Source organism: Caulobacter sp. P1_B12_2 (assembly GCF_056406675.1).
On the sequence record NZ_JBFTZS010000066.1, the window covers coordinates 1 to 13,701 of the forward strand.

General features: G+C 66.8%; 13 protein-coding genes. 10 read left to right on the plus strand and 3 right to left on the minus strand.

Annotation, left to right across the window (positions count from 1 at the left end):
* Positions 1-15 precede the first annotated feature (15 nt).
* Complete coding sequence (locus AC1DZ6_RS06295; RefSeq protein WP_477096350.1) at positions 16-1,674, plus strand: lysine--tRNA ligase; 1,659 nt, start codon at positions 16-18, stop codon at positions 1,672-1,674.
* Positions 1,675-1,948: 274 nt separating this feature from the next.
* Positions 1,949-2,158 (plus strand): hypothetical protein, encoded by a 210-nt coding sequence (locus tag AC1DZ6_RS06300; RefSeq protein WP_477096339.1) that lies wholly within the window; start codon positions 1,949-1,951, stop codon positions 2,156-2,158.
* 16 nt (positions 2,159-2,174) lie between these two features.
* On the opposite strand, the gene AC1DZ6_RS06305 is transcribed toward AC1DZ6_RS06300, so the two are convergent.
* Positions 2,175-2,810, minus strand: a complete 636-nt coding sequence (locus tag AC1DZ6_RS06305) for a S24 family peptidase (RefSeq protein WP_477096340.1) — start codon at positions 2,808-2,810, stop codon at positions 2,175-2,177.
* 186 nt (positions 2,811-2,996) lie between these two features.
* On the opposite strand from AC1DZ6_RS06305, the gene AC1DZ6_RS06310 reads away from it, so the two are divergent.
* The 5 genes from AC1DZ6_RS06310 (at position 2,997) to AC1DZ6_RS06330 (ending at position 7,287) form a co-directional block, all read left to right on the plus strand.
* Positions 2,997-3,476, plus strand: coding sequence for a MerR family transcriptional regulator (locus tag AC1DZ6_RS06310; RefSeq protein WP_477096351.1), 480 nt, complete (start codon positions 2,997-2,999; stop codon positions 3,474-3,476).
* 95 nt (positions 3,477-3,571) lie between these two features.
* On the plus strand, positions 3,572-5,362 hold the full coding sequence (locus AC1DZ6_RS06315; protein ID WP_477096341.1) for an acyl-CoA dehydrogenase C-terminal domain-containing protein: 1,791 nt from the start codon (positions 3,572-3,574) through the stop codon (positions 5,360-5,362).
* A gap of 2 nt (positions 5,363-5,364) precedes the next feature.
* The gene (locus AC1DZ6_RS06320; protein WP_477096342.1) at positions 5,365-6,528 is read left to right on the plus strand and encodes an acyl-CoA dehydrogenase family protein; all 1,164 of its coding nucleotides are present in this window, start codon (positions 5,365-5,367) and stop codon (positions 6,526-6,528) included.
* A gap of 1 nt (position 6,529) precedes the next feature.
* Entirely contained in the window at positions 6,530-6,901 is a 372-nt protein-coding gene (locus AC1DZ6_RS06325; protein ID WP_477096343.1) for a hypothetical protein, read from the plus strand.
* Positions 6,901-7,287, plus strand: coding sequence for a hypothetical protein (locus AC1DZ6_RS06330; protein WP_477096344.1), 387 nt, complete (start codon positions 6,901-6,903; stop codon positions 7,285-7,287). Before AC1DZ6_RS06325 ends, AC1DZ6_RS06330 begins: the two co-directional genes overlap by 1 nt.
* 11 nt (positions 7,288-7,298) lie before the next feature.
* On the opposite strand, the gene AC1DZ6_RS06335 is transcribed toward AC1DZ6_RS06330, so the two are convergent.
* A complete protein-coding gene (locus AC1DZ6_RS06335) occupies positions 7,299-8,246 on the minus strand; it encodes a phytanoyl-CoA dioxygenase family protein (RefSeq protein ID WP_477096345.1) in 948 nt (315 codons plus the stop codon).
* Between the two features lie 81 nt (positions 8,247-8,327).
* Between AC1DZ6_RS06335 and AC1DZ6_RS06340 the strand changes: the two genes are divergently transcribed.
* The 3 genes from AC1DZ6_RS06340 to AC1DZ6_RS06350 all read left to right on the plus strand — a co-directional run bounded on the left by AC1DZ6_RS06340 (position 8,328) and on the right by AC1DZ6_RS06350 (position 13,261).
* Positions 8,328-9,533 (plus strand): acetyl-CoA C-acetyltransferase, encoded by a 1,206-nt coding sequence (locus AC1DZ6_RS06340; protein WP_477096346.1) that lies wholly within the window; start codon positions 8,328-8,330, stop codon positions 9,531-9,533.
* 17 nt (positions 9,534-9,550) lie between these two features.
* Positions 9,551-11,749 carry a 3-hydroxyacyl-CoA dehydrogenase NAD-binding domain-containing protein gene (locus AC1DZ6_RS06345; protein ID WP_477096347.1) on the plus strand — a complete coding sequence of 733 codons (2,199 nt, stop codon included), beginning with the start codon at positions 9,551-9,553 and terminating at the stop codon, positions 11,747-11,749.
* Between the two features lie 321 nt (positions 11,750-12,070).
* Entirely contained in the window at positions 12,071-13,261 is a 1,191-nt protein-coding gene (locus AC1DZ6_RS06350) for a glycosyltransferase (protein WP_477096348.1), read from the plus strand.
* Position 13,262: 1 nt separating this feature from the next.
* Here the strand turns inward: AC1DZ6_RS06350 and AC1DZ6_RS06355 are convergent.
* Positions 13,263-13,701 (minus strand): acyltransferase family protein (locus tag AC1DZ6_RS06355; protein WP_477096349.1); only part of this gene is annotated, 439 nt, incomplete at its 5' end.

The window sequence follows — 13,701 nt, forward strand, 5'->3', positions numbered from 1 at the left end:
CCTATACCCCGCCGCATGTTTGAAGGCCTCTCCCCCCTCGCCCGCGACGCTCGATCCTGGCCGTTCGAGCAGGCGCGCGCCCTGCTCGCCCGCATCCTGCGTCTGCGCCTGTCCGACGCCGAGCGCGACCTCGCCGCCACGCTGATCCACGCCGGCAAGGCCGACGAGGCCGTGAAGACCTTCCCGGCCCTGGCCAAACCGGTGATCCTGGAGACCGGCTACGGCCCGTCGGGCCTGCCGCACCTGGGCACCTTCGGCGAGGTGGCGCGCACGACCATGGTGCGGTCAGCCTTCCGCGCCCTGACCGACGACGCCATCCCCACGCGGCTGATCGCCTTCAGCGACGACATGGACGGCCTGCGCAAGGTTCCCGACAACATCGAGAACAAGCAGCCGCTGATCGAGGACCTGGGCAAGCCCCTGACCGTGGTCCGCGACCCGTTCGGCACCCATGACAGCTTCGGCGCCCACAACAACGCCCGCCTGCGCGCCTTCCTGGACGGCTTCGGCTTCGAGTACGAGTTCGTGTCCTCGACCGAGTGCTACAAGGGCGGGCTGTTCGACGAGACCCTGCTGACGGCCCTGGCCCGTTTCGACGCCATCCAGAAGGTCATGCTGCCGACCCTGGGCGAAGAGCGCCGCGCCTCGTATTCGCCGTTCCTGCCGATCAGCCCGTCGACGGGCAAGGTGCTGCAGGTCCCCACGCTCGAACGCAACGTCGAGAAGGGCACCATCGTCTTCGAGGACGAGGACGGCTCGAAGGTCGAGGTCCCGGTGACCGGCGGCCACGTGAAGATGCAGTGGAAGCCCGACTGGGCTATGCGCTGGACGGCCCTGGGCGTCGATTACGAGATGAGCGGCAAGGACCTGATCGACTCGGTCAAGGCCTCCAACCAGATCTGCAAGGCGCTGGGCGGCGTGCCGCCGGAGGGCTTCAACTACGAGCTCTTCCTCGACGAGAACTCGCAGAAGATCTCCAAGTCCAAGGGCAACGGCCTGTCGATGGAGGACTGGCTGCGCTACGGCGCGCCGGAGAGCCTGTCGTACTACATGTTCCAGAGCCCCAAGTCGGCCAAGAAGCTGTATTTCGACGTCATCCCCAAGGCGACCGACGAGTACCTGCAGCAGCTGGACGCCTACCAGAAGCAGGAGCCGGCCAAGCAGCTGGACAACCCGGTCTGGCACGTCCACGCCAGCCGCCCGCCGCAGTACGGCTCGCCGGTGTCGTTCAGCCTGATGCTGAACCTGGTCTCGGCCGCCAACGCCTCGGACAAGGCGATCCTGTGGGGCTTCCTGTCGCGCTACATCCCGGGCGCCACGCCCGAGAACCAGCCGCTGCTGGACCGCCTGGCCGGCTACGCGATCAACTACTACGACGACTTCGTGAAGCCGACGAAGGCCTTCCGCGCGCCGGACGACAAGGAACGCGCCGCGATCCTCGACCTGCTGGGCCGCCTCAAGGCCCTGCCGGCCGACTGCCAGGACGCCGAGCTGATCCAGAACGAGGTGTTCGCGGTCGGCAAGGACCACGCCTTCGATCCGCTGCGGGGATGGTTCCAGGCGCTGTACGAAGTGCTGCTGGGCCAGAGCCAAGGCCCCCGCTTCGGCTCGTTCGCGGCGATCTTCGGCCTGGACCGGACGACGGCCCTGATCGCGGAGAAGCTGGGCGTCTGACGGCTCGTCCTACGGGCGAGCCAGATAGAGACGCCCAGCCTAGCGGCCGACAACCGCAAGGCCCGCGAACAACTGGGCTGGACGCCGCGCCACGACCTGGATGCGATCATCGAACACGCCTGGGCCTGGCACGCCAACGGGACCCAGAGCCTGAAGCGTTGACCAAGGCCTGCGACACCATGACCTGAAAGATGAACGGCAGCTAAATTGTCGGTTAAGGGTATGTCCGCAATTTGGAGTCTAGTCTGGTTTCATCAAAACCAAGGTTAGTCTCATGGCTTGCTTCACTCTTCGCCCTTCGGACCGTTCGGAATTCGACTCGTTGCTCGGCGAACTGGCGTCCCAGTTCCCCTCCGCTCATGTCGAGGCCGCCCACAACGACAACTGGGCGTCCTATCGCGTCGACATCTCGTGCGACGCCCCGTGGGAAGGCGATCTGACCGCCTGGCTCCAGGCCAAGCACGCCGACTGCCCGCGCACCTGATCCAGAACGGCCGGCCTTACTGGCTGGCCCACAGGATCCGGGCGATCCACACCACCTCGGCCAGATCCAGCGTCCGGTCCTGGCCGTCGCGGTTCAGGCAAGCCAGTTCCACGCTGCGGGCCGTGACCCGCGCCAGCTCCTTGATCAGCAGTTCGCCGCCCGTGGTCCTGACCACCACCCGGTCGCCCCTGCGCGGTTCGACCGACGGCGAGACCAGCAGGCGGTCGCCGTCGCGGAAGACCGGGGCCAGGGCGTCGCCGGTGATCTCCAGGGCGTAGACGCCCTCGTCGCCCAATCCCGGAAAATCGGCCGCGTCCCACCCGTCGCCGTTCGGCGCGCCGGTCTCGTCGAACATGCCCTCCGCGCCCGCCTGGGCGAAACCGATCAGCGGAACCGCGCGCGGACTGGGCCGGGGCGCCCGCTCGGTCAGGGCCGCGAATTCGGAAAAGCCGACCCCCGTCGCTTCCAGCACCTTGGCCAGGCTCTCGGTCGACGGCCAGCGGGGGCGGGCGTCGCCGTCGCCGCGCTTGGAGCGGTTGAAGGCGGTGGGATCCAGGCCGGCCATCTTCGCCATGGCCGACGGGCTCATGTCGAAACGCTCGGCCAGGGCGTCGATCGCGGTCCAGATTTCAGTATGCGACAGAGACGACATGGCTGGCTCATTCTCGCCGTGGTCCCTGAAAATATGCCTAGCGCCTAGGAAAGTAAACCTAGGGCTCTACAGCCAAGTTGACGTTTACGTAAGCGTTGACGTCGGAATGTCGCGGGCATAGGGTGATCGACGATAACCAACCGGCCCGTCCGCAGAAGTCGGGCCTGCCCAGGGAGGGTTCGAATGTTGGCCGACCTGCGACGTCCAGAGCGCACCTTTACAATCCGCCAGCTGTGCAACGAGTTCAAAGCCACGCCCCGCGCGTTGCGCTTCTACGAGGACAAGGGCCTGCTGACCCCGGCCCGCGAGGGTCTCAACCGCGTCTATTCCCACAAGGACCGCGTCCGCCTGCAGCTGATCTTGCGCGGCAAGCGCGTGGGCCTGTCGCTGTCGGAAATCCGCGAACTGCTCGACCTCTACGACGAGAACGACGACGGCGCGGCCCAGATGGCCCGCTCGTTGAAGAAGTTCCGCGAGCGCGCCAACGCGCTGGAGCAGCAGCGCGAGGACATCGACGGCGCCCTGATCGAACTGCGCGAAGCCTGCGCCCGCCTGGAGCGGCGCCTGGCCGAGATCCGCCCCGACCTGCTGCCCCGCGCCGCCGACTACGACCAGGTGCTGCGCGCCCGGCTCGACGGTCACGGCGACGCGGCCTTGGGCAAGTAGACCCGATCCCGCGCATTTCCTCCAAGACCGGAGGCGCGCGCGGGGCCACCTCTCTCCTCCCCCGATCCGCCGATCTGACTGACCAGGACTGTTTCATGACCTACCAGCCGCCCGTTCGCGAACACGCCTTCCTCCTGCGCGACGTGCTCAACATCGATCAGCACGGCGATCTGCCGGGCTTCGCCGACGCGTCCTTCGAGACCGTCGAGCAGATCCTCGAGGCCGCCGCCCAGTTCACCGGCGAGGTCCTGGCCCCGCTGAATTCAATCGGCGACAAGCAGGGCTGCGTCTGGAGCAAGGACTTCACGGTCAAGACGCCGGACGGCTTCAAGGAAGCCTACAAGCAGCTGTGCGAAGGCGGCTGGACCGGCCTGGGCTCGGACCCGACCTATGGCGGCCAGGGCCTGCCTCACGTCGTCAACCTGGCCTTCAGCGAGATGTCGAGCTCGGCCAACATGGCCTTCTCGATGTATCCGGGCCTGGCCCACGGCGCCTATTCGGCCATTCACACCGGCGGCAGCGACGCTCAGAAGGACCTCTATCTGCCCAAGATGATCTCGGGCGAATGGACCGGGACCATGAACCTGACCGAGCCGCATTGCGGCACGGACCTGGGCCTTCTGCGCACCAAGGCGGTTCCGGAGGCCGACGGCAGCTATCGCATCACCGGCCAGAAGATCTGGATCTCGGCCGGCGAGCACGACATGGCCGACAACATCGTCCATCTGGTGCTGGCCCGCATCGAGGGCGCCCCGGCCGGCGTGAAGGGCATCAGCCTGTTCATCGTGCCGAAGTTCCTGCCCAAGGAAGACGGCTCGGTCGGGACGCGCAACGAGGGCGTCAAGTGCGTCGGCCTCGAAGAGAAGATGGGCATCCACGGCAACGCCACCTGCGTGATGCAGTACGAGGACGCCAAGGGCTGGCTGATCGGTGAAGAGAACAGCGGCCTGAAGCTGATGTTCGTGATGATGAACGAGGCCCGCCTGGGCGTGGGCCTGCAGGGCGTCGCCCAGGCCGAGGCCGCCTACCAGGCCGCCGCCGCCTTCGCCAAGGACCGCCTGCAAGGCCGCTCGCTGACCGGCCCGAAGAACCCGGAAGGTCCCGCCGACCCGATCATCGTCCACCCGGACGTGCGTCGCATGCTGCTGGAGAGCAAGGCCCTGATCGAAGGCGGCCGCGCCTTCCTGTTCTGGACCGCCCTGCACGGCGACCTGGCCCATCACCATCCGGACGAGGCCACCCGCGCCAAGGCCGAGGACTATATGGGCCTGATGACGCCGGTGCTGAAAGGCTACCTGACCGACAAGGGCTTCAAGATCTGCTCGGACGCCATGCAGGTGCACGGCGGCAGCGGCTTCACCGAGCACTTCCCGGCCAGCCAGTACCTGCGCGACGTCCGCATCGCCCTGATCTACGAAGGCACAAACGGCATCCAGGCCCTCGACCTGGTCGGCCGCAAGCTGGCCTCCAAGGGCGGCCGCGCGGTGATGACCTTCTTCCAGGAGGTCGACCAGTTCATCGGCGAGAACGACAGCGACGCCGAGCTGAAGCCGTTCGTCGACGCGCTGGCCGGGGTGAAGGCCCAATTGCAGGACGGCACGATGTGGCTGATGCAGAACGGCCTGCAGAACCCCGACAACGCCGGTGCGGCCTCGACCGACTACATGCACCTGTTTGGCCTGACCGGCCTGGCCTACATGTGGTGCCTGATGGTCAAGGCGGCCAACGCCAAGATCGCGGCCGGCTCGTCCGACCCGTTCTTCACCACCAAGATCGTCACGGCGAAATATTTCATCGAGCGCGTCTTGCCTGACGCAGGGGCGCATCTGGCCAAGCTGAAGACCGGCTCGGCGACCCTGATGGCCCTGCCCGCGGAGGCCTTCTGATCATGGGCGTGCTCAACGTCGAAAAGCCGGCCTTCATGGCCGAAGAGGACATCGCGATCTTCGAGGACGCGGTCGGCAAGTTCTTCGACGAGCACGCCCCCGAGGCCGTGGTGGCGACGTGGCGCAAGAACCACGTCGTCGACCGCGAGATGTGGAACAAGGCGGGCCGGGCCGGTTTGCTCGGCCTGACCGTTCCCGAGGAATACGGCGGCGCCGGCGGCGACTATCGCCACGAGGCCGTGCTGATGGAGCAGCTGGGCCTGAAGGGCGTCGACGGCTTCGGCATCAGCCTGCACAACGCCATCGTCGCCCCGTACATCTTCCACTACGGCACGCATGAGCAGAAGCAGCGCTGGCTGCCGCGCCTGTGCACCGGCGAGCTGGTCGGCGCCATCGCCATGACCGAGCCGGGCGCGGGCTCGGACCTGCAGGGGATAAAATCGTCTGCCAAGCTGGTGGGCGAGCAGTACGTGATCAACGGGTCCAAGACCTTCATCACCAACGGTCAGACCGCCAATCTGATCATCGTCGTGGTCAAGACCGACCCGACCGCCGGGGCGCGCGGCACCAGCCTGATCGTCGTCGAGACCGACGGGGCGGAAGGCTTCGAGCGCGGCCGCAACCTCGACAAGCTGGGCCACGAGGCTCAGGACACCTCCGAGCTGTTCTTCAACGACGTCAAGGTTCCGACCGAGAACCTGCTGGGTTCGGACGCGGGCCAGGGCTTCTTCCAGCTGATGGGCCAGCTGCCGCAGGAGCGGCTGAACATCGCCGTCCAGGGCATGGCCACCATCGAGCGGGCGCTGGAACTGACCATCGCCTACGTCAAGGACCGCAAGGCCTTCGGCAAGGCGATCATCGACTTCCAGAACACCCAGTTCGAGCTGGCCGAGTGCAAGACCGAGGCGACCGTCGCCAAGGTGTTCGTCAATCACTGCATCGAGCAGCACCTGGCCGGCAAGCTGGACGCCGCCACCGCCTCGATGGCCAAGTACTGGGTCAGCGACCTGGAGAACAAGATCGTCGACCGCTGCCTGCAGCTGTTCGGCGGCTACGGCTTCATGAACGAATATCCGATCGCCCGGATGTATCGCGACAGCCGCGTGCAGCGCATCTATGGCGGCACCAACGAGATCATGAAGCTGCTGATCGCGAGGACGCTCTAGCATGATCGTCGAAGCCGCCGTCATCCTGTGCCTGACCAACGCGACCGACATGGCCGTGTCCGGACGGGTGCGCGACGGCCGCTCCAAGGTCACCTCGGCCAAGCTCGAGGGAACCAGCCTCACCTATCGCGAACCCCTGGCCGAGACGCCCTTCCCGGCGGTGAACGCCGGCCAGACGGGCTGCGCCAATGTCGACGGCGTGGCCTTGGCCAAGCCGCAGCTGGTGGTTCGCGGCGGGCGCTCGGTCGGCGGCGGCGAGCATCGCGGCGACACGATCTGCCGTCCGACGCAGCCCCTGCAGGCCGGCCAGCGCCTGACCTTCGTCTATCGCAAGAGCTTCCTGGGACCGCTGACCTGCAAGGAGATCCGCTGATGCCGTTGATCGTCGCGCCGCCGCCTCAGCCGCCCGCCCAGCACGCCGCCGCGCCCGCCGCCTCCGACAGCCGCTCGGCCGTGGTCTGCGTGCGCGCCGCCGGTCCGCGCCCGCTGTTCTTCACCGGCAAGCTGACGCCCAAGAAGGCCGGCTCCAAGCCGCCGGGTGATTTCGAACTGCCGCTGAAGGCCAATGTCGACCAGTGCAACAACCTGCTGCGCTCGAAGGTGGCCGACTGGACCCTGTCGGTGACCACGCCGGGCTTCACGGCCTGCTACCTGCCCACGCCGGAGTTCGGCTACCGCGTCACCTACAGCGCCAAGGCCACGGCCCGGGGCCTGGCCTGCGCGCCGATCGCCAAATCACCGATCGGGACGTGGAAATAGTGAGCCCGGCCCTAAGCCTCGTTGACGCTGTTGGCCTTGATCTGGGCCGCGCCGCGCGCGTCCAGGTCCTGGCGCGTGGCCTCCAGGCTGAGCGGGCCCAGCAGGGTGGCGTTCACGGCGTCCATGCCGGGCGCGGCGACGCCGGGCTTGCGGGCGATCAAATAGCGCAGGCTCAGCCGCTCGTTGTCGGCGGCGTCGGGCTGGGTGCCGTGCAGGGTGCAGGCGTGCCACATGGCGGCGTAGCCGGTCTTGCCGGTCAGCAGGTGCTGGCGGGTCTGGACCTCGTGGCCGCGCCCGTCGCGGTACAGCCAACCGCTCTCCCCTTCGCTTGGGGCGTTCTTGGTCAGGTCGTGTGGGAACAGCGTCCCGCCCAGCTTGTGGCTGTCCTCCAGCAGGAACAGCGGGGCGTCGTGCGTCCCGACGTCGTGCAGGTAGATGTACAGGGTGATGAAGTCGGCTTCCCGGTCCTTGTAGTCGATCAGGTCCTGGTGGAAGTCGATGCCGTAGAAATAGGTGATGTCCCGGAACGGGGCCTTCACATAGGCGCCCAGATTGTTGACCGGATTGCCAGCGATGCGGGCCTTCAGCCAGTCGGGCACGACGCTGGCCGGCACGCCGCAGATCAGCTTCTTGAGCAGGATCTCGTAGCCGTCGCCCAGCAGGGCGCCCAGGGCCGCGACGATGGCCGGATCCTTCTCGACGAAGGCCAGCTCGTCCTCGAAACGCTCCAGCAGGTTCCTGCCGGGCGCGGGGTTCACCCCTATATATTGCGGGTCGGCGTCGAACTCGGCTTCCGACAGGAAGAGGTCCGCATCGAAGGTGCGCAACGCACGGATCCTGGCCAGCAGCGCGCTCGCCGCCGCCGGGTCCACGCCGCCGCCGAACACATGATAGCCGCGCGCGATGAAGTCGCTCACCACCGGGTGGGCCACCTTCGTCGAGGGCTCGGCTGCCGTCATCGTCCTGATCTCCAAATCACCGGAATCAGACGCCTTTTTGGTTAACGAACCATCCAAGCCTACGCAGGAAGGAGCCATCAAATGGCCGACGCTTACATCTTTGACGCCGTGCGCACGCCGCGCGGCAAGGGCAAGAAGGACGGGTCTCTGCACGAGATCACCGCCCTGTCCCTGGCCACCCAGGTCCTGGAAAGCCTGCGCGACCGCAACGGCCTGGACACCTCGTATGTCGACGACGTCGTCCTGGGCTGCGTCGCCCCGGTCGGTGAACAAGGCAGCGACATCGCCCGCACCGCCGTGCTGACCGCCGACTACGCCGAAAGCGTCGCCGGCGTGCAGATCAACCGCTTCTGCGCCTCGGGCCTGGAAGCCGTGAACATGGCCGCGGCCAAGGTCGCATCTGGAGAAGCAAGCCTCGCCATCGGCGGCGGCGTCGAGAGCATGAGCCGCGTGCCCATGGGCAGCGACGGCGGCGCCTGGCCCACCGACCCGTCCTCGGCCTTCAAGACCTATTTCGCCCCGCAAGGCGTCTCGGCCGACCTGATCGCCTCGCTGTACGGCTTCAGCCGCGACGACGTCGACGCCTACGCCGTCGAGAGCCAGCGCCGCGCCGCCGCTTCGTGGGCCGACGGCCGCTTCAAGAAGTCGGTGATCGGCGTGAAGGACCAGCTGGGCCTGACGATCCTCGACCACGACGAAACGGTGCGTGGAAACACCACCATGCAGACCCTGGCCTCGCTGAACCCTTCGTTCCAGGGCATGGGCGACATGGCGTTCGACGCCGTGGTCACCCAGCGCTATCCGCAGGTGGAAAAGGTCAATCACGTTCACCACGCCGGCAACAGCTCGGGCATCGTCGACGGCGCCGCCGGCGTGCTGATCGGCACCAAGGAAATGGGCGAGGCCCTCGGCCTGAAAGCCCGCGCCCGCATCAAGGGCGCGGCCTCGATCGGTTCGGAGCCCTCGATCATGCTGACCGGCCCGTCGCTGGTCACCGAGAAGCTGCTCAAGAAGCTGAAGATGGAGGTCAAGGACATCGACCTCTATGAGCTGAACGAAGCCTTCGCCGCCGTGGTCCTGCGCATGATGCAGGCCCTGAACATCCCGCACGACAAGATGAACGTGAACGGCGGCGCCATCGCCATGGGCCACCCGCTGGGCGCCACGGGCGCGATGATCCTGGGCACGATGCTCGACGAGCTGGAGCGCTCGGACAAGGAAACCGCCCTGATCACCCTGTGCGTCGGCGCCGGCATGGGCACCGCCACCGTCATCGAACGCGTCTAAGATCTAGGATCAACATCATGGAAAACTTCAAGATCGAGGTCGACGGCGACGGGATCGCCCTGGTCACCTTCGACGTGCCCGGCCGCTCGATGAACACCCTGACCGCCTCGGTGATCCGGGAAGTCGGCGAGGTGGTGGAAACCATCAAATCCGACGCCGCCATCAAGGGCGCCGTCATCACCTCGGGCAAGACCACCGGCTTCTGCGCCGGCGCCGACCTGGGCGAACTGGGCGGATCCGGCGGCCTGGGCGGCGCGGGTTCGGGCGAAGAGGGCCTGAAGGCCGCCTTCGAGGCCGGCTTCGCGCTGAACAAGGCGTTCCGCGCCCTGGAAACCTGCGGCAAGCCGGTGGCCGCGGCCATCAACGGCCTGGCCATGGGCGGCGGGCTGGAGATCACCCTGGCCTGTCACTACCGCGTGGTGGGCGACAATCCGAAGATCCAGCTGGCCCTGCCGGAAGCCAAGGTCGGCCTGCTGCCGGGCGCCGGCGGCACCCAGCGCCTGCCGCGCCTGATGGGCGTGATGGCGGCCGCGCCGTACCTGCTGGAAGGCAAGTCGATGAAGCCGGCCGAGGCCCTGGCCAACAAGGTCGTGCATGAAGTCGTGCCGGCCGGGACCGAGGTCGAGGCCGCCAAGACCTGGATCAAGACCAAGGGCGACCCCGTCGCCCCGTGGGACAAGAAGGAGTTCAAGCTCCCGGGCGGCGGTCCCTACACCCCGACCGGCAGCCAGGTCTTCATCATGGGCAACGCCATGCTGCGCAAGCAGACCTACGGCAACTACCCGGCCCAGCTGAACATCATGAAGGCGGTCTATGAGGGCACCCAGGTGCCCTTCGACGCCGCCCTGCGGATCGAGACCCGCTACTTCCTCAAGACGATGATGTCGCCCCAGGCCAAGGGCATGATCCGCACCCTGTTTCTGTCTCTGCAAGAGCTGGGCAAGGGCTCGGGCCGTCCGGCCGGCGTGCCGCACTACGACGTCAAGAAGGTCGCCGTTCTGGGCGCCGGCATGATGGGCGCGGGCATCGCCTATGTCCAAGCCATGGCCGGCATCGAGACCGTGCTGATCGACCAGAGCCAGGAAGCCGCCGACAAGGGCAAGGGCTATGCCGAGGGCCTGGTCAACAAGGCCGTCTCGCGCGGCAAGATGACCAAGGAAAAGGGCGAGGCCATCCTGGCCCTGATCCACCCGACGTCGGACTACGCCCACGTCAAGGGTTCGGACCTGGTGGTCGAAGCCGTGTTCGAGAACCGCGACGTCAAGGCGTCGGTCACCAAGCTGGCGGAAGCCCAGCTGGCCGACACCGCGATCTTCGGCTCCAACACCTCGACCCTGCCGATCACCGGCCTGGCCAAGGCTTCGGTGCGTCCCGCCTCGTTCATCGGCATCCACTTCTTCTCGCCGGTCGACAAGATGGGCCTGGTCGAGCTGATCATGGGTGACGAGACCTCGCAGGAGGCCCTGGCCAAGTCGATCGACTACGTCCTGAAGATCAAGAAGACCCCGATCGTGGTCAACGACAGCCGCGGCTTCTACACGTCGCGTTGCTTCGGCACCTTCGTGCAGGAAGGCATGGAGCTGCTGGCCGACGGCTACGCCCCGGCCATCATCGACAATGTGGGCCGGGCCACCGGCATGCCGCGCGGTCCGCTGGAGATGCACGACGACGTCGCGCTGGACCTCTCCTACAAGATCGCCCAGCAGACCAAGAAGGACCTCGGCGACAAGTACGAGGAGCGCCCCTTCACCACGATCATCGAGAAGATGGTCGAGGGCGAGGGCCGCTACGGCCGCAAGAACGGCAAGGGCTTCTACGACTATCCGGAGAACGGTCCCAAGGTGCTGTGGAAGGGTCTGTCCGACCTGGCGCCGGTCAAGATCGCCGAGGTCGACAAGGCCGGCATCGAGGAGATCCGCACCCGGCTCCTCTACCGCCAGGCCGTGGAGGCCGCGCGCTGCTTCGAGGAAGGCGTGATCACCGACCCGCGTGAAGCCGACGTCGGCGCCATCCTGGGCTGGGGCTTCGCGCCCTGGACCGGCGGCCCGGTCAGCCTGATCGACGGCGTGGGCGTGGCCAAGTTCGTCGAGGCCTGCGACGCCCTGGCCCAGAAGTACGGCGCGCGCTTCGCGCCGCCGCAGCTGCTGCGCGACATGGCCGCCAAGGGCGAGACCTTCTACAGCCGCTTCGGCGTCAAGGAGAAGGCCGCCGCCTAACGGTAGCCCCTACGACCACGGAAGGGCCCGGCGGCGACGCCGGGCCCTTTTTTCGTCGAACGACACCTTTTCGCGTTAACGGGGTGCGACAGTGCGCCGCGTAAGCTTTGCTGTAAGGAAGATGCGTTAGAGCCTATAGTCGTCAAGCCGTTGAGGGGCTGGGAACGGATCACGAGAAGATCACCGCTCACGGCCGGAAAGCCTGAATTTCGCCGCTCCGCTTGAAGGCAAGAGACGCGGCTTCACCTGCACAGATTGAACGGGACCGACCACGCGGCGCGCGTGGGACGCTCGACGACGCGCGATCGCGATGGAGACGTTTTGACTTCGACTGAGATCTCGGAACGGGCGCGGGGAAGGGCCTTTGGAGCCACCATCGTCGAATCGGTTCGACGCGCGACAGCGCGGGCCGACAAGCGCTCGCAACGCATCGCCATCCTGATCCACGACCTGCGCGGCGGCGGCGCCGAACGCGTGGCGATCAACCTCGCCAAAGGCATGATCGAGGCCGGACGCCAAGTCGACCTCGTGCTGGTCAAGGCACAAGGCGTCTATTTGGACCAGATTCCGGCTGGCGTGCGGGTGGTCAATCTGGACAAGTCCAACGTCTTCAAGGCCGTTCCCGCGCTAGTGTCCTATCTGCGTCGCGAACGGCCGCGCGCCCTGCTCTCCAGCCTGACTCACGTCAACATCGCCGCCCTGGTTGCCAAGGCCATCGCCGGCGGCGGCACCCGCGTGGCCGTCACCGAACACAACCAGATCAGTATCAAAGCCGCTGCGCCCATGCGCCTGCGCGGCTGGCTGGTCTATCGCGCCGTGCCCCACCTCTACGGCCTTGCCGACGACGTCGTGGCGGTCTCGCAAGGCGCCGCCGACGACGTAGCACGGTTCGCCCGCCTGGGGGCCCGCTCGGTCAAGTGCATATACAATCCGGTATATGACGAGCTGCTAATGCAGGCCTCGCGTGAGCCGGTCGATCATCCGTGGCTGCAGGGCGATGGGACGCCGGTGCTGCTGGCCGCCGGACGGCTCCATCCGCAGAAGGGCTTCGACATCCTGCTGCGAGCCTTCGCGACCGTGCGTCGCACGACCCCCTGCAAACTGATCATCATGGGTGAGGGCGAAGAGCGCGAGAGGCTGGAAAACCTGGCCCGCGAACTCCAGATCGATCAACACGTCTCCCTGACCGGCTTCGTGCGCAACCCCTATGCGATGATGGCGCGTACGACAGCCTTTGTCGTCAGCTCACGTTGGGAAGGCTTTTCGGTGGTGCTGTTGGAAGCCTTGGCTTGCGGCGCGCCCGTGATCTCGACCGACTGCGCCAGCGGACCCAGCGAAATCCTAGACAAGGGTCGCTACGGGATCCTGGTCCCCGTAGAGGACGTGCAGGCGCTGGCCGACGGCATCATCGACACCCTCAAGCGTCAGCCCGGAACCGGCGTCGAGCGCGCCCGAAGCTTCAGCACCGAGGCGGCGGCGCGGGCCTATCTGGACGTACTGGAWAGGGCCTGACTCATGCAGTCTTCGACGCGAGCCGGCGCGCCTTGCGTATGTTGTTGATCCACCGACGCGCCGGCTGCTCGACTAGATAGAAGCTGGCCAGGCCGAAGACGATGGCGGCGGCCAGCAACGCCAATGTCGGGAACTGGCCTCGCAGCTTGTAGAACGGCTGTTGCCACAGATAGAGCGAGAACGACCACAGGCCGATCCGCACCAGCACCGGGTGCTCCAGCACCGAGCGCACCCAGCGCGGCGCCCATTCCAAAGTGGCTACCGAAACCGCCAAACACACCGCGCCCAGGCTGTACTTGATCACGTCCGGCACGGGGGTGGTGCTCAGGGCCAGCCCCAGCGCACCGGCTACCAACGGCAGCCAACCCGGGACCGACCTGTGGCGCAGATGCAGATAGACCGCCGCACCGGCCAGGATCGAGGCCATCCGCACGTCAGTG

What these genes read in the sequence shown, in the direction of transcription:
- AC1DZ6_RS06335 (WP_477096345.1), bottom strand. Translation starts at nt 8,246, where the DNA reads ATGACGGCAGCCGAGCCCTCGACGAAGGTGGCCCACCCGGTGGTGAGC.
- AC1DZ6_RS06305 (WP_477096340.1), bottom strand. Translation starts at nt 2,810, where the DNA reads ATGTCGTCTCTGTCGCATACTGAAATCTGGACCGCGATCGACGCCCTG.
- AC1DZ6_RS06320 (WP_477096342.1), top strand. Translation starts at nt 5,365, where the DNA reads ATGGGCGTGCTCAACGTCGAAAAGCCGGCCTTCATGGCCGAAGAGGAC.
- AC1DZ6_RS06345 (WP_477096347.1), top strand. Translation starts at nt 9,551, where the DNA reads ATGGAAAACTTCAAGATCGAGGTCGACGGCGACGGGATCGCCCTGGTC.
- AC1DZ6_RS06330 (WP_477096344.1), top strand. Translation starts at nt 6,901, where the DNA reads ATGCCGTTGATCGTCGCGCCGCCGCCTCAGCCGCCCGCCCAGCACGCC.
- AC1DZ6_RS06340 (WP_477096346.1), top strand. Translation starts at nt 8,328, where the DNA reads ATGGCCGACGCTTACATCTTTGACGCCGTGCGCACGCCGCGCGGCAAG.
- AC1DZ6_RS06295 (WP_477096350.1), top strand. Translation starts at nt 16, where the DNA reads ATGTTTGAAGGCCTCTCCCCCCTCGCCCGCGACGCTCGATCCTGGCCG.
- AC1DZ6_RS06315 (WP_477096341.1), top strand. Translation starts at nt 3,572, where the DNA reads ATGACCTACCAGCCGCCCGTTCGCGAACACGCCTTCCTCCTGCGCGAC.
- AC1DZ6_RS06300 (WP_477096339.1), top strand. Translation starts at nt 1,949, where the DNA reads ATGGCTTGCTTCACTCTTCGCCCTTCGGACCGTTCGGAATTCGACTCG.
- AC1DZ6_RS06325 (WP_477096343.1), top strand. Translation starts at nt 6,530, where the DNA reads ATGATCGTCGAAGCCGCCGTCATCCTGTGCCTGACCAACGCGACCGAC.